Origin of the sequence: Actinomadura chokoriensis, assembly GCF_041463665.1 — a bacterium.
GTDB classification, from domain to species: Bacteria; Actinomycetota; Actinomycetes; order Streptosporangiales; family Streptosporangiaceae; genus Spirillospora; species Spirillospora chokoriensis_A.
In genome coordinates, this window is sequence record NZ_JAXCEJ010000003.1 from 101,045 (window position 1) to 120,694 (window position 19,650).

Annotated in this window: 17 protein-coding genes; 3 read left to right on the top strand and 14 right to left on the bottom strand. The window is 73.9% G+C overall.

Features of this window, described 5'->3' with window-relative positions; genetic code table 11:
• Window positions 1–33 precede the first annotated feature (33 nt).
• Window positions 34–1,188 carry an acyl-CoA dehydrogenase family protein gene (locus SM418_RS06680; protein WP_371939767.1) on the bottom strand — a complete coding sequence of 385 codons (1,155 nt, stop codon included), beginning with the start codon at window positions 1,186–1,188 and terminating at the stop codon, window positions 34–36.
• Window positions 1,189–1,291: 103 nt separating this feature from the next.
• Window positions 1,292–2,881: a FadD3 family acyl-CoA ligase gene (locus SM418_RS06685; protein ID WP_371939768.1), complete on the bottom strand. Its 1,590-nt coding sequence runs from the start codon at window positions 2,879–2,881 to the stop codon at window positions 1,292–1,294.
• A gap of 329 nt (window positions 2,882–3,210) precedes the next feature.
• Between SM418_RS06685 and SM418_RS06690 the strand changes: the two genes are divergently transcribed.
• The 3 genes from SM418_RS06690 to SM418_RS06700 are packed head-to-tail and all read left to right on the top strand — an operon-like array spanning window position 3,211 to window position 6,162.
• Window positions 3,211–4,263, top strand: a complete 1,053-nt coding sequence (locus SM418_RS06690; RefSeq protein ID WP_371939769.1) for an acyl-CoA dehydrogenase family protein — start codon at window positions 3,211–3,213, stop codon at window positions 4,261–4,263.
• Window positions 4,250–5,380 carry an acyl-CoA dehydrogenase family protein gene (locus tag SM418_RS06695; protein WP_371939770.1) on the top strand — a complete coding sequence of 377 codons (1,131 nt, stop codon included), beginning with the start codon at window positions 4,250–4,252 and terminating at the stop codon, window positions 5,378–5,380. The genes SM418_RS06690 and SM418_RS06695 overlap by 14 nt, the downstream gene beginning before the upstream one ends.
• Window positions 5,377–6,162, top strand: coding sequence for an enoyl-CoA hydratase/isomerase family protein (locus SM418_RS06700; protein ID WP_371939771.1), 786 nt, complete (start codon window positions 5,377–5,379; stop codon window positions 6,160–6,162). The genes SM418_RS06695 and SM418_RS06700 overlap by 4 nt, the downstream gene beginning before the upstream one ends.
• A gap of 103 nt (window positions 6,163–6,265) precedes the next feature.
• On the opposite strand, the gene SM418_RS06705 is transcribed toward SM418_RS06700, so the two are convergent.
• The 12 genes from SM418_RS06705 to SM418_RS06760 form a co-directional block, all read right to left on the bottom strand.
• Window positions 6,266–7,243: an acyl-CoA dehydrogenase family protein gene (locus tag SM418_RS06705; RefSeq protein WP_371939772.1), complete on the bottom strand. Its 978-nt coding sequence runs from the start codon at window positions 7,241–7,243 to the stop codon at window positions 6,266–6,268.
• 66 nt (window positions 7,244–7,309) lie between these two features.
• Window positions 7,310–8,440, bottom strand: a complete 1,131-nt coding sequence (locus SM418_RS06710) for an acyl-CoA dehydrogenase family protein (protein ID WP_371939773.1) — start codon at window positions 8,438–8,440, stop codon at window positions 7,310–7,312.
• Between the two features lie 3 nt (window positions 8,441–8,443).
• Entirely contained in the window at window positions 8,444–8,887 is a 444-nt protein-coding gene (locus SM418_RS06715) for a nuclear transport factor 2 family protein (RefSeq protein WP_371939774.1), read from the bottom strand.
• A 110-nt stretch (window positions 8,888–8,997) separates the two neighbouring features.
• On the bottom strand, window positions 8,998–10,146 hold the full coding sequence (locus tag SM418_RS06720) for an MsnO8 family LLM class oxidoreductase (RefSeq protein ID WP_371939775.1): 1,149 nt from the start codon (window positions 10,144–10,146) through the stop codon (window positions 8,998–9,000).
• A 34-nt stretch (window positions 10,147–10,180) separates the two neighbouring features.
• Window positions 10,181–11,377 carry an LLM class flavin-dependent oxidoreductase gene (locus SM418_RS06725; RefSeq protein ID WP_371939776.1) on the bottom strand — a complete coding sequence of 399 codons (1,197 nt, stop codon included), beginning with the start codon at window positions 11,375–11,377 and terminating at the stop codon, window positions 10,181–10,183.
• On the bottom strand, window positions 11,374–12,720 hold the full coding sequence (locus SM418_RS06730) for an NtaA/DmoA family FMN-dependent monooxygenase (protein ID WP_371939777.1): 1,347 nt from the start codon (window positions 12,718–12,720) through the stop codon (window positions 11,374–11,376). Before SM418_RS06730 ends, SM418_RS06725 begins: the two co-directional genes overlap by 4 nt.
• Window positions 12,720–13,253 (bottom strand): NADPH-dependent FMN reductase, encoded by a 534-nt coding sequence (locus tag SM418_RS06735; protein ID WP_371939778.1) that lies wholly within the window; start codon window positions 13,251–13,253, stop codon window positions 12,720–12,722. Before SM418_RS06735 ends, SM418_RS06730 begins: the two co-directional genes overlap by 1 nt.
• 29 nt (window positions 13,254–13,282) lie before the next feature.
• Window positions 13,283–14,323 carry an LLM class flavin-dependent oxidoreductase gene (locus tag SM418_RS06740; RefSeq protein ID WP_371939779.1) on the bottom strand — a complete coding sequence of 347 codons (1,041 nt, stop codon included), beginning with the start codon at window positions 14,321–14,323 and terminating at the stop codon, window positions 13,283–13,285.
• Window positions 14,324–14,435: 112 nt separating this feature from the next.
• The gene (locus SM418_RS06745) at window positions 14,436–16,115 is read right to left on the bottom strand and encodes a dipeptide ABC transporter ATP-binding protein (RefSeq protein ID WP_371939780.1); all 1,680 of its coding nucleotides are present in this window, start codon (window positions 16,113–16,115) and stop codon (window positions 14,436–14,438) included.
• The gene (locus tag SM418_RS06750) at window positions 16,112–17,026 is read right to left on the bottom strand and encodes an ABC transporter permease (protein ID WP_371939781.1); all 915 of its coding nucleotides are present in this window, start codon (window positions 17,024–17,026) and stop codon (window positions 16,112–16,114) included. The genes SM418_RS06745 and SM418_RS06750 overlap by 4 nt, the downstream gene beginning before the upstream one ends.
• Window positions 17,023–17,982, bottom strand: a complete 960-nt coding sequence (locus SM418_RS06755; protein WP_371939782.1) for an ABC transporter permease — start codon at window positions 17,980–17,982, stop codon at window positions 17,023–17,025. The genes SM418_RS06750 and SM418_RS06755 overlap by 4 nt, the downstream gene beginning before the upstream one ends.
• An 11-nt stretch (window positions 17,983–17,993) precedes the next feature.
• Entirely contained in the window at window positions 17,994–19,613 is a 1,620-nt protein-coding gene (locus tag SM418_RS06760; RefSeq protein WP_371939783.1) for an ABC transporter substrate-binding protein, read from the bottom strand.
• Between the last annotated feature and the right edge of the window lie 37 nt (window positions 19,614–19,650).

Sequence of the window (19,650 nt, forward strand, 5' to 3'; positions counted from 1 at the left end):
GGCGACGACCCCGACCGGGGCGGTCCCGGGCGCTCAGCCCGCGGCCGCCCCGATCGTCTGCCGGGCGATGATCAGCTGCTGGATCTGGCTGGTGCCCTCGTAGATGCGGAACAGCCGCGCGTCGCGGTAGAACCGCTCGACCGCCACCGAGCGCATGTACCCGGCGCCGCCGTGCACCTGGACGGCGCGGTCGGCGACCCGCCCGACGACCTCGCTGCAGAAGTACTTGGCGGCGGCCGGGCCGGTCCGGCGGTCCGAGCCGTCGGCGTAGGCGCGGGCCGACTCCAGGACGAGGCTGCGGGCGGCCATCGTCTCGGTCACCGAGTCGGCGATCATCGCCTGCACCAGCTGGTGGGAGGCGATGGCGCGCCCGCCCTGCTTGCGCTCGGACGCGAACCTCACCGATTCGTCGATGAGCCGCTCGGACATCCCCACGCAGGCGGCGGCGAGCAGCAGGCGGCCGTTGGACAGGCAGCGCATCGCGGTCAGGAAGCCGGTGTCGACGCCCGCCTCCCCGCCGACGACCGCGTCGGCCGGCACCCGCACGTCGTCCAGGTAGACGTCGGCCGTCCAGGCGCCGAACTGCCCCATCTTGTGGTCGCGGGGGCCCACCGTGAGGCCCGGGGTGCCGGCCGGGACGATGAACGTCGAGATGCCGCGGGACGACTTCGCGTCCGGGTCGGTGCGGGCGAACACCATGAACACGTCGGCGATCGGCGCGTTGGTGATGTACCGCTTCGCGCCGTTGAGGATCCATTCGTCCCCGTCGCGGACGGCGCTCGTGCGGAGGTCGGACGGGTCGGACCCGGCGTCCGGCTCGGTGAGCGCGAACGACGCGACGGCCTCGCCCGAGGCGAGCCTGGGGAGCCACCCGGCCTTCTGCTCCTCGGTCCCGCCGTCCATGATCACCTGTCCGGCGATGCCCACGTTGGTGCTGAACATCGAGCGCAGCGCCGGGGTGGTGTACCCCACCTCGATCAGCAGCCGGCACTGGTCGACGATGCCGAGGCCGAGCCCGCCGTACTCCTCCGGGATGGTGAAGCCGAACAGGCCCATCCGCTTGGCGGCCTCGCGCAGGACGGCGGGCACCTCGTCCTTCTCGTCGATCTCCGCCTCGCGCGGGATGACCTCCTTGCGGATGAAGTCCCGCACCGCGTCGAGCATGGGGTCGAGGTCGTGGTCTGGCATGGCGCCACCTTCCGTATCGGTTCCGGGCCATCGCGTGCGGCACATCTTTCAATACCGACGTCGATGTCAATCAATGGGGCGGAGCGGTCAGGGGCTCCCGGGATCAGCCGGGACGGCCGGCGGCCCGCGCCTCCAGCGCGTTCTTGCGCACCTTCCCGCTCTCGGTGAGCGGCAGCTCGTCGATCAGCTCGACGAAACGCGGGACCTTGTAGTTGGCCATCCGCTCCCGGCACCAGGCGATCACGCCGGCGCCGTCCAGCGCGGGCGAGCGCGGCACGACGAACGCCATGCCCACCTGGCCGAGGCGCTCGTCGGGGACGCCGATGACCGCGACCTGCCGCACTCCCGGGTGCTCCAGGAGCATGGCCTCGATCTCGGCGGGGTAGGCGTTGAAGCCGCCGACGATGAACATGTCCTTGGAGCGTCCGGCGATGCGCAGGCACCCGCTCTCGTCGAGGCGTCCGAGGTCGCCGGTGCGCAGCCAGCCGTCCGCGGACAGCACCGCCTCCGTCGCGGCGGGATCGTCGAGATAGCCGACCATCGTGGTCGGGCCGCGCAGGACGATCTCGCCGACCTCGCCCGGCGCGACGTCAGCCCCGGCGGCGTCGGCGATCCGGATCTCGAAGCCGGGACGGGGGCGCCCGACGGTCGTCGCGATGGTCTCCGGGTCGTCGTCGGGCGAGGTGGAGGTGGCCGTCCCCGCCTCGGTGAGGCCGTAGCCCGCGACGATCATCGAGAACGGCAGTTCCTCGCGCACGCGCCGGATGAGTTCGACCGGGATGTCGGCCGCGCCCGTGACGGCGACGCGCAGGCTCGTCAGGTCGTACCGGTCGCGGTCGGCGTGCTCCAGGATCGAGTGGTAGAGGGCCGGCGGCCCGGGAAGCACGGTGACCCCCTCCTCGGCGACCTGGCCGAGCACCCGGTCCACGTCAAGGACGGGCTGCGGGAGCATGGCGGCGCCGGCGGCGACGCAGGCGAGGATGCCGCCCTTGAAGCCGAACATGTGGAAGAAGGGGTTGACGAGCACGTAGCGGTCGTCGGCCGTGAGCCCGGCCATGGCGACCCAGTCGGCCCCGACGCCCATCGCCCGCCGGTGGGTCATCAGCACGCCCTTGGGCGTGCCGGTGGTGCCGGAGGTGAACAGCACGTCGGACGGATCGTCCGGGCCGAGGGCGGCACGCCGGCGATCGACCTCGGCGAGACCGTCGTCGGTGCCGCGCGCCATGAAGCCGGCCCACGTCTCGCCCGGGTCGGACTGCTCGCCGCGGGCGATGACGATGGTCCGCAGATCGGGCAGGGACGCGCCCGAGCCGGTGAGCATCGCGACGTAGTCGTTGCCGAGGAACTCGGTCACCGTCACGAGGACCTTCACCTTCGCGCGCCGGAGGATGTCGGCGGCCTCCTGGCCCTTGAACCGGGTGTTGACCGGAACGAGCGTCGCGCCGGCCTGGTACAGCCCGAGCAGCGCGACGATCCAATCACGGCCGTTCGGCGCCCAGATGCCGACGCGGTCGCGCGGCTCGACGCCCGCGGCCACCAGCGCCGCCCCGAACCGGCGCGCCTCGGCGTACAGCTCCGCGTAGGAGGTGCGCTCGGCGCCGTCCACGATCGCGGTGCGGTCGGCGAATCGCTCCGCCGCGGACGCCGTCATGACCGCGATGTTCGGCCATGCCGGCTCAAAGCTTTCGTTCATGGCGCAACTCCCGCTCTCTCCCGTGCCGAACGTATCGCCGCACGCTCCGGATCGGCCACCCTCGGCCTCCGGCCAAGGATTGACATCGACGTCAGTATAGACTTTTATCTAGAACTGTAAATCGCTCGCAACGTCCGCGCCGGCGGCCCGACCGCAGGGCCCCGGCGCGTCTTCCTCCGAGGTCGCCGGTACATGATCACGAAGCCCGACCCCGCCGCGGCGGAGCCGCCGCGGCGACGCCGCCTCCTCACCCGGGGCGCGTTCCCCCCTTCCTCCCCCGGCCCCGGGCGCACGCCCGGCCCGCGAGACAGCATGCGGAGTGAGCGCTGATGGACGTCCGCCCTTCCCCGGAGCAGAAGGCGCTGCGCGAGGCCGCGGCCCGGCTCGTCGACGACCTCGCCCCGAAGTCCGTCGCCGAGCTCGACGACGCGGCCCGCGCCGCCAAGCTGGACACGGCGCTGACCGGCTCCGGGTGGCGCGAGCTGCGCACCCCCGCCGACGGGAACCGGCCGCTGGCGTCGGCCGTCGAGACCGCGATCGTGGCGGAGGAGCTCGGCCGCGGAGCGGCCGACACCCCGTTCCTCGGGCCGACCCTCGCCGCGGAGCTGCGGCGCCGCGCCGCCGCGCCCGACGCCGCTCCCGGCTCCGCGCCCGAGACCGTGCTGCTCCTCCCCGACCTGTCCGGCCTCGCCGTCGTGGAGGCCGGGGACACGCGCTGCTCGGGCGTCGCCGTCGACACCCGGGGAGCCGCGTCCGCTCTCGCCCTGGCCCGGAACGGCGACGGCTACGACCTGGTCGTGGCGCCGGTCGCCGGCGGTGCGCCGGGGCGCGACCTCACCCGCCCGATCGCCGCGCTCGACGGGGTGCCGTTCGAACCACTGCCCGGCGCGACCCGCCGCCTCGGCGCGCAGGACATCGCCGCCTGGTCGGCCCTCGCGCTCTCCCTGACCTGCGCCGACCTCGTCGGGACGATGCGCGGCGCGGTGGAGCTCGCCTGCTCGTACGCGACCCTGCGGGAGCAGTACGGCGTGGCGATCGGGTCCTTCCAGAGCGTCCAGCACATGCTCGCGGACGCCTTCGTCGCGGCGGAGGGGGCCAAGAGCATCGCGCTGCACGCGGCCTGGGCGGCCGACACCCTGCCTGCCGGCGAGGCCCTCGACGCCGCCGCCCTCGCCAAGGCCTACTGCGCCCGCGCCGCGCGCGCGGTGTGCGAGACCGCCGTCCAGGTGCACGGCGGCATCGGCAACACCTGGGAATGCTTCGCCCACGTCCACCTGCGCCGGGCCTTCCTGTCGACACAGGTACTCGGCGACGTGGGGACGAACCTGGAGCGAGTTGTCGCTCACCGTGGGCTTGGAGGCGTGCACGATGGACTTCGCTGACTCCGCCGAAGAGGCCGCCTTCCGCCGGCGGCTGCGCGCGTGGCTCGCCGAGAACAACCCGGGGCTCCCGGCGTCCTCGACGTCCGACGAGTACTGGGACGGGCAGGCGCCCTGGCACCAGGCCCTCTACGACGCCGGCTTCTTCGCGCTGTCCTGGCCGGAGGAGATCGGCGGCCACGGCCTGCCGAGCGTGTACGAGGCGATCGTCGACGAGGAGCTCGCGACGGCCGGCGCCCCGCCCCGGCCGAGCCTCGGCTACCTCGTCCAGGGCGTGCTGCGGCACGGGAACGACGACGTCAAGCAGCGCTTCCTGCCCGGCATCGTCAACGGCCGGCAGCGCTGGTGCCAGGGGTTCAGCGAGCCCGACGCCGGGTCCGACCTGGCGTCCCTGCGCACCCGCGCCGAGCGCCGCGGCGACGAGTACGTGATCACCGGCCACAAGGTCTGGACGAGCTACTCCGACGCCGCCGACTGGTGCCTCGTCCTCGCCCGGACCGACCCCGACGTGGCCAAGCACCGCGGGCTGTCGGCGTTCGCCGTCCGGATGGACCAGCCGGGCATCGAGCAGCGCCCGCTCAAGATGATCAACGGGGTGACCCGGGAGTTCGGCGAGGTCGTCTTCGACGGCGCGATCGCCCGGGCGTCCGACATGATCGGCGCGCCGGGCGAGGGCTGGAGGCTCGCCATGACCGTGGTCAGCCACGAGCGGGAGCCGGGAGAGCTCGGCTACGTCGCGCGGTACGGCAAGGCGGTCAACGAGCTCGTCGCCCGCCTGCGCGCGGAACCGGAGCGGTTCACCGGCGAGAACGTCCGCGACGTCGCGTGGGCGATCGTCGAGGCCGAGATGCTGCGGCTGCACGTCTGCCGGCGGCTCTCCGACCGGCTCGACGGCATCTCGCACGGGCCCGAGGGCTCGGTGGACAAGCTCCTGATGACATGGGTCGAACAGGCGGTCGGGCATGCCGCGCTCGGCGTGAGCGGCGTGACCGGCGGCGCGGAGGAGGACACGTGGCTGAGAATGTACCTCTACAGCCGGGCGCAGAGCGTCATGGGCGGGACGTCGCAGATCCAGCGCAACCTGGTGGCGACCCGGATCCTCGGGCTGCCGGCGTCATGAGCGGCGACCTGCCCCCGGAGATCGAGGTCACCGCCGACGGGCCCGTCCGGATCGTGACGCTCAACCGGCCGGACCGGCTGAACGCGACCAACCACGCCCTCCACGAGGGGCTCGGCGCACTGTTCCCGCTGCTCGACGCGGACGACGACGCCCGCGCGGTGGTCATCACGGGCGCGGGCCGGGCGTTCTCCGCCGGCGGCGACTTCTCCTACCTCGACATGCTCACCAAGGACGACGAGCTCCGGCGGCAGACCCTCGCCGACGCCCGGCGCATCGTCACCGGCATGGTGCAGTGCCGGCTGCCGATCGTCGCGGCGGTCAACGGGCCCGCCGTCGGGCTGGGCTGCAGCCTGGTGGCGCTCTCCGACATCGTGTACATGGCCGAGAGCGCCCACCTCGCCGACCCGCACGTGATGGTCGGGCTCGTGGCCGCCGACGGCGGCCCGGTGACCTGGCCGCTGCTGACGAGCCTGCAGCTCGCCAAGGAGTACGCGCTGACCGGCGAGCGGATCCCCGCCCGCCGCGCGGCGGAGATCGGTCTGGCGAACCACGTCTGCGCCGACGACGAGGTGATGACCGCCGCCATGGCGTGCGCGCGGAGGCTCGCCGCGCTGCCGCGCCGGGCCCTGGAGGACACCAAGCGCATCCTCAACCTGCACCTGGAGCGCGCCGTCCTCGCCACGCTCGACTTCGCGATCGCCGCGGAGGACCGCTCCTTCCTCTCACCCGAGCTGCGGGCGACCCTGGACAGGCAGTTGTCCAAGCGCGACGACGCCGGCTGACGGCGACGACCCGAAAGAGCCCCTCCCGCATCGGGAGGGGCTCTTTCGCATTCGCCGGTCGTCTTCGCCTGTCAGAGCGTTCGCCCGTCAGAGCGTTCGCCCGTCAGAGCGGCGGCACCGCCGGGACGCGCCGGGTGCGCAGCAGCTCCTCCCCGAGTTCGCGGGTCAGCGTCCGGGCGTCGCCGAGGAGGCCGTCGAGGGCGAGGACGCGCCGGAAGTGGCGGTGGAACTCGTGCTCCTCGGTGAACCCGACCCCGGCGAGCACCTGCTGGCAGTGGCGCGCCACCGTGCGCGCGTTGCGGCCGGCGAGCGACTTGGCGATGCCGGCGAGCAGCGCCCGATCCGCCTCCTCGACCGCGGCCGCGGCGGCGGCGTCCGCGGTCTCGATCGCGAACAGGCACTCGGCCAGGCGATGCCGGACGGCCTGGAACGAGCTGATCGGCTTGCCGAACTGGACCCGCGTCAGGGCGTGCTCGCGCGCGAGCCGGAGCATCGTCCGGCTCGCGCCGATCAGCTCATGCGCCAGCGCGCAGCGGCCGGCCGCCAGCGCGTCGTCCCAGTCCACCTCGGAGCCGCCCTGCGCGGGCAGGCCCTCGGCCTCCACGGTGACCAGCCCGAGCCACGGGTCGACGCCCCTGACCGGCCGGATCCTGAGCCTTCCCGTCTCGACGGTCATCGCCCGGAGAACGCCGTCCTCCTCGGCGACCACGACGGCGGCGTCGGCCGTCGCCGACCGCACGGTGCCGAGGCCGCGCACCGCCAGCACGCCGTTCCGGACGGAGCCGGGCGCCGCGTGCCTCCCGAACTCCGGCAGGACGACCGCGGTCCCGGGCGCGGGCGGCACGCCGAGCGCCGCGGCGAGCACGTCGTCGAGCGCTCCGGAGGCCGCGTTCGCGGCGCCCTGCCGGGTGAACAGCAGCGGCAGGACGGCGGCGCCCTCGGCCTCCAGCGCCTCCCGCCAGCCCACCTCGTCCAGCGAGGCCTCGACCGCCTCGGCGCCCTCCTTCTCGAAGGCCCGCTCGAAACTCTGCGCCAGCAGGCCGGCGATCTCCGCGTCCATCACCGCTCCCGGGTCCATCATCGCTCCGCTCCCGGGTCCATCATCGCTCCGCTCCCGGTTTCGTCATCGCTCCGCTCCCGGGTTTCGTCATCGCTCCGCTCCCAGGTCCAGCAGGCGGCGCGCGATGATGTTGCGCTGCACCTCCGCGCTCCCGCCGTAGATCGTCGCCGCCCGCGAGTACAGGAACTCGGTGCGCCACCGCTCGCCGTCCGCGTCGTCGCCGAGGGCGACGTCCGCCGCCACCGCGCCGGCGGCGAGGTCGTACACGGCCTGCTCGGTCGCCGCGACCATCACCTTGTCGATCGACGTCTCCGGGCCGAGCCGCTCGCCGCGCGCCATCCGGTGCTGCGTCGACCGGGAACGCGCCTGGAAGGCGAACACCAGCTGGACGACCTCGCCCAGCTCGGCGGGGTCGAGCGCGCCCTCCGGCGCGGAGCCGAGCAGGGACGCCAGCCGCTGCCGCAGGTAGGCGCCGCGGTGCCACAGCGACGTGCTCCGCTCGTAGGGCAGCAGGTCCATCGCGACGGCCCAGCCGCCGTCCACCTCACCGAGCGTGCGGTCGAGCGGAACCCCCACGTCGTCGAAGAACACCTCGCAGAACTCGTCCCGCCCGTGCATCGCCCGGATCGGGCGCACCGTGATCCCCGGCGAGTCCATGTCGACGAACAGCGCGGTGATGCCCCTGCTGCCCGACTCGGGGGTGCCGGTCCGGGTGAGCAGGACGCAGCGGTCGGCGAACTGCGCCAGGCTCGTCCACACCTTCTGGCCGCTGACCCGCCACTCCTCCCCGTCGCGGCGGGCGCGGCACGCCAGCGACCCGAGGTTGCTGCCGGTGCTCGGCTCGGAGAACCCCTGGCACCACGTCTCGTCCCCGCGCAGCAGCCGGGGCACCATCTCCGCCGCCAGCTCCGGACGCGCGAACTCGATCATCGTCGGCGCCAGCACCTCGGTCATGGAGTAGACGCCCGGCTCGATCAGGTCCCGGAACGCGAGCGCCTCCCCGAGGTAGGCGCGCATCAGCGTGGACCCGCCGAGCCCGCCCACCCGCTCGGGCCAGCCCCACCGCATCCAGCCCGCGTCGTAGGTCAGGCGCTTGACCTTGGCGAGGTGCGCCATCTCCTCGTCGAGCGAGACGTCGGGGCCGTGCCGGGGTTCGAGCTCCGGCCGGTGCTCGTCGAGCCAGGCGTCCAGGCCGGCGCGAAACTCCCGCAGATCCATGGTTCAGCCCGCGGACTTCCCGCCCGGCACCGGGCGTCGCGGGTCGTGCGGACGGCCGGAGTCCCGGGAGCCGTTGCGGCGCAGGAACGTCATCGCCCTGGTCTGCAACCGCCACCCGTCCGCCGTCCGCCGGTAGCTGTCGGTGTAGTAGCCGATCCGCATCGAGTGGTCGGTCTGGGCGACGAAGCACAGGGGCTGGACGCCCGTGGCCGCGTCCTGCCCGTCGAACTCGATCGCCGGGGTGCTCACGGAGAAGACGCCCTTGGGCGCGGCGGCCATGAGCTCCGGGAAGTCGCCGACCCCGTACCGCTCGCCGAAGGCGCTGTAGGTGCCGTCCGGCGCGAAGACGGCCAGCACCGCCTCCACGTCGTCCATCGTCATGCCGGCCGCGTAGCGTGCGAGCAGCTGCTCGATCTCGATGATGTCGGCGATGCGTGAACCGTCCACGCGTGACCTCCTCGGGGATTCGGGATGCGCGTCCGTCGGACTCGCGCCGCGCACGGGCGATCCTCCCCGCGCACACCGAGATCCTAACTCGACATCGACGTCAAATCCAGTTACCGGGGAGGTGGCTGGGCGGCGGCCGCCTCCGCGCGGCTCCAGGCGGCGGCCAGCAGCTCGTAGGAGCGGACGCGGTCGGCGTGGTCGTGCGTGATCGTCGTGACGAGCAGCTCGTCGGCGCCGGTGACGCGCCGGAGGGTGTCCAGGCGTTCCACGACCGTCTCGGGCGCCCCGGCGAACTGGGTGTCGAGGCGGTCGGCGACCAGGTCGAGATCCTCCGGGCTCCATCGGTGGGCGGCGGCCTGCGCGGGAGCCGGGAAGGGGACGGCGGACAGCGTGGTGCGGATGCTGTGCACCCAGAGCGCGTACGGCGACGCGAGCTCCCGGGCCTCCTCGTCGGTGGGCGCGACGACGACGTCCGCCGACACGACGACGTACGGCTCGTCCAGCACGTCCGACGGCTTGAACGCCTGCCGGTAGGCGTCCACGGCCTCCAGCACGCTGGACGGGCTGACGTGATAGTTCGCCGCGAACGGCAGCCCGCGTTCAGCCGCGACGCGGGCGCTCTGGCCGCCGCTGCTGCCGAGGATCCACAGTTCGAGGGCGGCGCCCTCGCCGGGATTCGCGTGCGCCTCGTGCCCCTCCCTGGTGTAGGTGCCGGCGAGGAGCGCGGCGATGTCGTCCACCACGTCGGCGAAGTCGGGCGACTCGGCGCCGGGCTGCTGGAGCAGCGCGCCGTGCAGGCCGAACGCCGGGGACGCCGCGAGCCGCGTGAAGTCGAAAGGCGCGGGGATGAGCAGCCCGTCCACCACCTCGGCCTCCCGGGCGGGCGGCGGCGGGGCGGCGGCGCGGCGGGCGGTCTCGGCGCGGCGCTGCCCGGAGCGGCCGAGCCCGAGGTCGACACGGCCGGGGTGCAGCGCGTCGATGGTGCCGAACTGCTCCACGATGGCCAGCGGCGTCCAGTGGCCGGTCTGCACGGCGCCCGAGCCGACGCGGATCCGGGACGTGGCCGCGGCGACCGCCTGGATGAGGACCTGCGGCGCCGAACTCGCCACCCCGGGCGCGAGATGGTGCTCGGCGAGCCAGTACCGGTGGTAGCCGGCGGCCTCGGCGCGCCGCGCGAGGTCGAGCGTGTTGCGCAGGGCGTCGCGCGCGGTGCCGCCGGCGGGGATCGGCGCGAGGTCGAGGACGGACAGGGGGGTCACGGGCGCCTCCCGGGGAATCGAGGGAACGGCCGGCTCATGCCGGCGCGTAGCGGCCGGCGGGGCGGGCCAGGCCGAGATGGCCGCGCAGCGTGGCGGCCTCGTAGGCGGTCCGGAACGCGCCGCGGTCCTGGAGCACGGGCACCAGGCCGCGGGTGATCCCGGTCAGGTCGGACGGGAGGACGCCGGGGCGGAGGCGGAAGCCGTCCAGGCCCGCGTCCCGCCAGTCGAGCAGGAGGTCGGCCAGGTCGCCGGGCGTGCCGGTGAAGATCTCGGCGTCGGAGGCGAGCGCGGCGCCGTCGAGACCGTCCAGCCGGGCCTTGCGGGCAGCCGCCGCGCCCGGCGTCTCGTCGAGGAAGACCACCAGGTCGGCGAAGACGCGCAGCGGGTCGCCGGTCCGTCCGACGGTCCGCTCCGCCTCGCGGACCTGGGCGATGACGGTGACGGCGTCCGGACGCGAGTGCGGCGTGACGTAGACGACGTCGGCGCCGCGCGCGGCGAACTCGTACGGGCCGACGTCGTGGGCCAGGGCGGTGACGAGCGGCTGCCCCTGCGGCGGGCGCGGCGTGATCGAGGGCCCGCGGACGCTGAAGTGGGCGCCCTCGAAGTCGATGTAGTGCAGCTTGTCGCGGTCCAGGAACCGGCCGGTCGCGACGTCGCGGATCTCCGCGTCGTCGTCCCAGCTGTCCCAGAGCCGCCGCACGACCTCCACGAAGTCGTCGGCCTCGGCGAACAGTCCGGCGATGAACGCCCTCCCCTCGTCCGTGGCGAACCAGGGCGGGCCGGCCTCGGGGAAGGCGCGGCGGCCGAAGTGGGCGGCGTCGCCGAGGCGGGCGCCGGCGACCTGCGGCCGCCAGCCCGCGCGTCCCCCGCTCGCGTGGTCCAGGGACGCGATGCCGATGGAGACGTGGAACGGCTCGGTGTGCGCGGTGATCGTGGTCGGGACGAGCCCGATCCGGGTGGTGGCGGGGGCGAGCCGGGCGGCCACCAGCACGGCGTCGAGACGGCCCCTGACCTGGTCGGTCCGGTCGTCGGTGGCGGCCGGGGCGGACGACTGGAGGCCGAGGGAGTCCTCGATGGTGAGGAAGTCGAGCAGCCCGCGCTCGGCCTCCGCGGCCAGGCCGGTCCAGTGACCGGCGGTGAACAGGCCGGCCGGACGGGCGGCGGGGTCGCGCCACGCGGCGGGATGCCACCCGGCGTCGTTGAGCGCGACGGACAGGTGCAGACCGGTCATGAAGCCTCCTTGCGGGCGCGCGGTGCTCCGAGGCCGAGGTGGTCGCGCAGCGTGGACCCGGTGTAGTCGGTGCGGAAGACGCCCTTCTCCTGCAGCAGCGGGACGACCCGGTCCACCAGGTCGTCGAGGCCGCCCGGGGTCAGGTGCGGGACGAACACGAAGCCGTCGGCGGCGTCGGTCTGCACGAACTCGTCGATCTGGTCGGCCACCGAGCGCGGGGTGCCGACGAACGTCTGCCGCCCGGCCGCCTCGATGACCAGTTCGCGGATGCTCAGGCCGCGCTCGGCGGCCAGCGCCCGCCACCGCCGGACGGTCTCGCTCCGGTCGCCGCGGAACTGGGCGCGCCCCTTCGAGACGCCCTCGTCGAGATCGGGCTCGACGTCCGGGAGCGGGCCGTCGGGGTCGTAGGCCGACAGGTCGCGTCCCCAGAACCCCTCCAGGTAGGCGATGGCGGTCTGCGGCGAGACCTGCGCGCGGCGGATCCCGGCGGCGCGCTCGGCCGCGTCCTGCTCGGTGTCGCCGAGGACGCAGGTGACGGCCGGCATGATCTTCAGCTCGTCCGGCCGCCGCCCGTGCCGGGCGAGCCGGCTCTTGACGTCCTTGTAGAAGGCCCGGCCGTCCTCCAGGGTGCCGTGCCGGCTGAAGATCACGTCGGCGTCGGCGGCGGCGAACTCCCGGCCCTCCGGCGAGTCGCCCGCCTGGATGATCACCGGGTGGCCCTGCGGCCCGCGCGGCACGTTGAACCGGCCGGCGATGTCGAACTGCGGCCCGCGGTGCGCGAACGCGCCCGCGCCGCGGCGGACGAACTCCCCCGCCGCCGGGTCGGCGACGAGGTCGCCGTCCGCCCACGAGTCCCACAGCTCGCGGGCGGTGTGCAGGAACTCGGCCGCGCGGGTGTAGCGGTCGGCCTCGGCCAGGAATCCGCCGCGCCGGAAGTTCTCCCCGGTGAAGGCGTCATAGCTCGTCACGACGTTCCAGGCGGCCCGGCCGCCGCTGAGGTGGTCGAGGGTGGCCAGCCGGCGCGCCACCTCGTAGGGCTCGTTGAACGTGGAGTTGACCGTCGCGGCGAGCCCGAGACGAGTGGTGACGCCCGACAGCGCGGACAGCACGGTGAGCGACTCGGGCCGTCCGGCGACGTCCAGTTCGTGGATGCGTCCTTTCATCTCCCGCAGCCGCAGTCCCTCGGCCAGGAAGAAGAAGTCGAATTTCCCGCGTTCCGCGGTCTCGGCCAGGTGGACGAACGACGCGAAGTCGATCTGGCTGGCGGACCGGGGATCCGACCAGACGGTGGTGTTGTTGACGCCTGGGAAATGGGCCGCCAGATGGATCTGCTTGACGGGCATTACCGGACCTCCTCCAAAGCGATCCTGCTCGTGAGCGCCGCCGACACCTGGGGGGCGGCCTGGCCGGCCCAGGCACCGAGTACTTCGGCGGCGCCGGGAATCTGTGACTCTAGGAAGGCCAGGCCGGGTGTCGGCACGATCGCGCCGAGTTCCACCAGGAGCGGCCGCAGATGCACCTCGACCGCCAGCGCATGCTTGGCATCCCCCATCACCAACAGAGGCAACGCCACCGCGGACGCCAGCGCGCCGCCGGGAAGGCGGTCGAGGAACACCTTGAGGAGGCCGGTGTAGGTGGCCTTGTAGGTGGGGCTGGCCACCACCAGGACGTCGGCGCCGGCGACCCGCTCCAGCGCGTCCCGCACGTCCGGCGGTGGTGACGCGTCGAGCAGTCCGGGCGCATGCGAGGAGAGGTCGACGACGTCCGCGGCGCCTGTGTGCCCGATCCGCTCGGCCACCGCGTCGGCGGCCTGGAGCGCGACCTGCAGCGTGCGGGACCCCGGCCGGGGATTTCCCACCAGAACGACAAGTTTCATGTTTCGCCAATCGTGTCGAGGGAGTGCCGTCAGGCCGGGACGGGCCGCGGTCTCCCGGAGGACGACGCGGGTCGCCAGCCCAGCTCGGGCGCGATCAGGGTGCGCGTGTCGTAGAGGATCTGCTCGTAGTCGCGTTCGTCGAACTCGTAGGGCAGCTCCAGGCGCAGCTCGGAGACGGCGGCCACGGCGGCGTCCGCCTTCAGCCGCTCGACGATCTCGGCGGACGTGCCGACGAGATCGGGGGCGAACAGGATCCGCCGCTCCCCCATCGGCTTCAGGGTGCGCTCGTGCCGGCTCGCCGCGTACCGCCGGTAGCGCTCGCGGGTCGCGGCGTCCGCGCCGTCCAGCGGGACGACCACGCGGCCGAGCGCGATCCGTCCCGGCCGATCCGGCGGAAGCAGCCGGCGGTACTCGGCGATCAGCGCGAGCTGCGCCTCGACGAAGTCGTCGGTGCCCTCGCCCTGGACGATGTTGCCGGTCAGCAGGTTGAGGCCGTGCTCGGCCGCCCAGCGGACCGAGCGCAGGCTCCCGCCCCCGTACCAGACGCGGTCCAGCAGTCCGGGGCTGTGCGGCTGGAGCCGGGGCCGCTGGACGTTGCCCGGCGAGTGGACGACCGTGTCCGGTCCGCCGAGGTACTCGCCGCGCAGATGGTGGAGCAGCCGGGCGATCCGTCCGTAGGAGAGGTCGTGGTCGCGCCAGTCGCCGTCGTGGACGAGATCGCCCAGCAGTTCGGCGTGCGGCATCCCGGTGCTGAACCCCGCCTGCAGCCGGCCGCCGGAGAGGACGTCCACGGTCGTGAGGTCCTCGCCCAGCCGGAACGGGTTCTCGTAGCCGATGGGGATCACCGCGGTGCCGAGCTCGACATGGTCGGTGCGCTGGCTCGCGGCGGCCAGGAACACCGCCGCCGACGAGACGCCGTGCTCCAGATGGCGCTGCCGGATCCAGGCGCCGTCGAACCCCTCGGCCTCGCCGAACTCGAACAGCCGGAGCGTCGCCTCAAGGCCGGCGCGCGGGTCGTCGTCGGGATAGTTGCCGGGGGTGAGGAAGGACAGGCTGCGGATCGCGGTCATCGGTCAGCCGTGCCCGTGTCCTCGGCGCGGGCATAGGCGTGGGCGTAGGCGTAGGCGTGGGCGCAGGCGTAGGCGTGGGCGCGGGTGGGGACGCCCGCGGTAGTCCGTGCGGTCATGTCCGTTCCTTCCTCGGGCGTGCGCCCGGGTCCTCGACGTGAGCGCCGCCGCCGCCCGGGATGGCGGCGAGCAGCTCGCGGGTGTAGTCGTGGGACGGGCCGCCGAAGATGGCGCCGGTGGCGCCCGTCTCGACCACCCGGCCGTCCTTCATGACCGCGACCCGGTGCGCGATCTCCCGGACGACGGCGAGGTCGTGCGAGATGAACAGGTACGCCACCCCGAGGCCGGCCTGCAGTTCGGCGAGCAGCTCCAGGACCTGCGCCTGCACGGACACGTCGAGGGCGGACACCGGCTCGTCGCACACCACCAGGTCCGGTTCAAGCGCGAGCGCACGGGCGATCGCGACCCGCTGCCGCTGCCCGCCCGACAGCTCGGCGGGCCGGCGCTCCAGCGTCGCAGCGGGGAGCGCGACGCGGTCGAGCAGCTCGCGGGCGCGGGCCGTGCGGGACGCCCGGTCGCCGACCCGGAACGCCCGCAGCGGCTCGGTGATCGCCTCGCCGATGGTGAAGCGGGGGTCGAGCGACGCGTAGGGGTTCTGGTAGACGAGCTGGGCCCGCCGCCGCAGCCGCCGCAGCCGCTCCCCGCCCGTCGCGGTGACGTCCTCGCCGTCGAAGACGATCCGTCCCGAGGTCGGCTGGACGAGCCGCAGGATCAGGCGGGCCGTGGTCGACTTGCCCGATCCCGACTCGCCGACCAAAGCGAGCGTCCGCCCCCGGTGCAGGGTGAGGCTGACGTCGTCCACGGCCCGCACCGTCCGGGCACCGTCCCGGGCGCGCGGCAGCGGGAACTCCTTGCCGAGATGTTCGGCGGTGACCAGCGGCGTCTCGGCGGAGGGCTGCGGCGCGGGCACGGCGGGACGGGCGCGCGGCCGGGCGACGGCGAGGCTCGGCGCGCTGCGCAGCAGCCGACGCGTGCGGGCGTCCGCCGGGTCGTCGAGGACCCGCCGGGTGGGGCCGGCCTCGACGACGCGGCCCTCCGACATCACGACGACGCGCTCGGCCCGGTCCGCCGCGACGCCGAGATCGTGGGTGACGAGCAGGACGGCCGTGCCGAGCTCGCCGGTCAGGTACTGGAGGTGGTCGAGGATGCGGCGCTGGACGGTGACGTCGAGGGCGCTGGTGGGCTCGTCCGCGACGATCAGCTCCGGTCCGGCGGCGATCGCGATGGCGATCAGCGCGCGCTGCCGCATCCCGCCGGACAGCTCGTGCGGGTACTGCCGCGCCCTGACCCGCGGCTCGGGCATCCCGGCCAGCTCCAGCGCCTCGACCGCGGCCGGCGCCGCCGTACGGCGGGTGGCCCGCCCGTGCAGCCGCAGCACCTCCGCCACCTGCTCGCCGATCCGCTTCACCGGGTTCAGCGAGACGCCCGGGTCCTGCGGGACGAGGCCGATCCGGGCGCCGCGGACGGTGCGCAGCTCCCGTTCGGACAGGGCCGCCAGGTCACGTCCGCCGAACAGGACCCGGCCCGCGTCGAGCGAGGCGTTGCCGGGCAGCAGCCGGGTGACGGCGTGCGCGGTGGTGCTCTTCCCCGACCCCGACTCCCCCACCAGCGCGACGATCTCGCCGGGGCGCACGTCGAGGGCGACGCCCCGGACGGCCTCCACCCGGCCCCTCCTGGCGCGGTAGGAGACGGACAGGTCGGTGACTTCGAGGAGCGGGGCGTCCCGGCCGGTCATCGCCGCCCCGCCCACTCGCCGTCCAGCGCCCGCGCGATCCGGTTGGTCGCGAGCACGGTCGCCGCGATCGTCAGGCCGGGGAGGGCGGTCATCCACCAGGCGTTGGCCAGGTAGTTGCGGCCGTCGGAGATCAGCGTCCCCCATTCGGGGGCCGGCGGCGCCGCCCCGTAGCCGAGGAAGCTCAGCGAAGAGACGGCGAGCACCGACGTGCCGAAGTCGAGGGTGGCCAGGACGAGCACCGGCCCCGTCGCGTTCGGCAGGACGTGCCGCCCGAGCACGCCGTACCAGCGGGTTCCGCAGGATCTGGCCGCCTCGACGTAGACGGCCTGGCGGACCCGCAGCACCTCGGACCGCATCACCCGCGCGAACGTGGCGACCCCGGCGACGCCGACGGCGACCGCGACCTTCACCGTCCCGTAGCCGAGGGCGGTGACCAGGGCGAGGGACAGGAACAGCGCGGGAATGGACAGCAGCACGTCGACGAAGCGCATCAGCACGTCGTCGATCCAGCGGCCGGCGAACCCGGCGAGCAGGCCGAGCAGCCCGCCGGCGGCGAACGCGACCGCGACCGCGATCAGCGTCGCCTTCATCGACAGCGCCGCGCCGTGCACGACGCGCGCGTACAGGTCGCGGCCGAGTTCGTCGGTGCCGAACCAGTGCGCTCCGCCCGGCGCGCGGAAGCTCTGCGCCGGTACCCCGGTGAGCGGGTCCCGCGAGGTGAGCAGTCCGGGCCAGAACGACGCCAGCACCACCGCCGCGATCACGAGGATGGAGAGCACCAGGCCAGGACGTCTCAGTAGGAAGCGGACGGCCCGGGCCCCGCCGTCGCGGCGGCGGACGGCCGGCGCGGCGGCGTCCGAGGTACGGAGGGCGGCCTCCGCCGTGACGCCCTTGTCCAGGATGCTGCTCATGCTGAACTCCAGTGCCGGCCGCCCGCGACGACGATGCGCGGGTCGAGCAGCGGGTAGACGAGGTCGACGATGAGGTTGACCAGGACGAACACCAGCGAGGCGAACACCACGACGCCCTGCACGAGCGGGAGGTCCTGGACGGCGACCGCGGCGGCGGTGACGCGTCCGAGCCCGTTGCGGGAGAAGACCGTCTCGACCACGACCGCGTTGGCGATGAGCTGCCCCACGAGGAGCCCGATGACCGTAAGCGCGGGCAGCGACGCGTTGCGCAGCGCGTGCCGCAGGTGGATCCGCGCCCGTCCGGCCCCCTTCGCCCTGGCCGTCTGGACGTACGGCTCGTCGAGCACGGTGAGCAGGCTCTTGGACAGCACCTGCGCCACGATCGCGCCGGTCGGGATCGCCAGCGTGACGGCGGGCAGCACCAGCCCCCGCAGCCCGTCGTTCCCGAAGGCGGGCAGCAGCCGCGCGCGGAACGAGAACACCTCGACGAGCATGAGGCCCGCCCAGAACGTCGGGACCGACACGCCGAGCGGCGGCAGCGAGAGCAGCAGCTGCCGCAACCACCGCGCCGAGGTGCAGGTCGCGGCCATCGCCAGCCCGCCGCCGGCCGCCACCCCGGCCAGCAGCCCCGCCCCGGTCAGCTGCACGGTCTGCGGCAGCGCGTCGGCGATCACGGACGTGACGGGCCGGCCGGTGGACACCGAGTCGCCGAAGTCGCCGTGCAGCGCCGCGCCGAGGTAGCCGGCGTACCGCAGCGGGAGAGGCTTGTCGTAGCCGTACTCGCTCTTCAGGTGCTCGATCCGCGCGGGATCGACCACCCCCTGGTCGGCGCTCGACACGGCCATCGCCGAGACCGGGTCGCCGGGCAGGACGTCGAGGATGAGGAACGACAGCGTGTAGGCCGCCCACAGCACCATGGCGGCCTGCAGGAGGCGCAGGACCACGTAACGTCGCATGTGCGGCGCGCCTACCCGATCCAGGTGTCGTGGAGCTGGATGCGGCTCGACGCGTCGAACCGCAGGTCGTGCACCTTCCTGGCGGTGCCCAGCTCGGTCTGCAGTTCCACGACCGGGATCGTGTAGGCGTGCTGGACGATCTGCCGCTGCGCCCTGGCGACCAGGTCCCACCGCTCGGCCTGGTCGGACGCGGCGGCCTGGCCGTCCAGGAGGGCATCGAGGTCGGTGGCGGGCACCCGGTAGGCGTTGGCGAGCTTGGACGAGAACGAGTTGCGCAGGATGTCGGGGTCGGCGCGGGTGACGTTCACCCACAGCAGGTCGAAGTCGCCTGACTGCTGCACCTGCGCGATCCGCGCGATCGGCACCTCCTTGAGGGCGAGCTGGACGCCCACCGCCTTGAGGTGCTGCTGGATCAGCTCGAGCGACGGCCGGTTGGTGGCCGCGATGGCGAACCAGGTCGCGGTCAGGCTCAGCTTGCGGCCGTCCTTCCGCCGGACGCCGTCGCTCCCGGCCGTCCAGCCGGCGGCGTCCAGCAGTCGCCCGGCCCGCGCCCGGTCGGGCGCCAGCGTCCCGACATCGACGTATCCCGGTGTCGTGTGGGCGAGGACGCTCGTCGCGGGCCGCGTCCCGGAGGGGAAGACGGTCTCGGCGACCTGTCTCCGGTCGATCGCCAGTGTGATCGCCTGGCGCACCTTCTCGTCGTCCAGCGGGAAGCGCTCGTTGTTCGGGGCCAGTCCGAAGACCACGCCGGGATTGGCGCGTGCCTGCAGCCGGACGCCGGACGCCTTGAGCGCCGCCTCGTCCGCCCGCCCGACGCTGCCGATGGCGTCGAGCTGGCCGGACTGCAGCCCGCCCGTCCGCACGCCCGCCTCGGGGAGGATCTTGAACACGAGGCGGTCGAGGTAGGCGCCGCCCTGCTTCCTCCAGAGCGACGAGCCCCACGCGTAGCCCTTGCGGTTCGCCAGTTCGATGGACTGGTTGGGCGCGTACCTCGCCAGGGTGAACGGCCCCGACCCGATGATCCCCTCGCTGCACCGCCGCTGCGGGGTCATGCGCGCGCTGGCCGCCGACACGATCCCGAGCGAGTGGGTGGTGGTGGCCTGGAGGAACTGGGCGTTCGGCTCCTTGAACCGCACTTCGGCGGTGAGGTCGTCCACCACGCGGGTGCCCTCGTACCCGCTCAGGTAGCCCGCCGCCAGCCCGGCCAGCGGGCCGAGCTTCGGGACGGCCTCGAAGTTGGCCTTGACGACCTCGGCGGTCAGCGCGGTCCCGTCGCTGAAGGTCACTCCCGGCCGCAGGCGGAAGGTGAACTTCCGGGCGTCGTCGCCGACCGTCCAGCTCCGCGCCAGCCACGGGACGATCTTGCCGGTGGACGGGTCCTGATCGGTGAGCGAGTCGACCAGCTGCCGCACCGAGTAGATGGTGTCGTTGCTGCCGACCTGCTGCGGGTCGACGCAGCCCGCGTCCGACCCGACCGCGAAGGTGAGCGTGCCACCGCTCCTCGGGGCGCCCGCGCCACCGCCGGAGGCACCGCCATCGGACGCACCGCCGCCGGACCCGCAGGCGGCCAGCGCCATGACGCATGCCAGGACGGGCGCCAGGACGGTGGCGGTTCTCCATGGGCTCGGCATCGCTCTCACGTGGCTCTCTCCCATCACGATCAGCCGG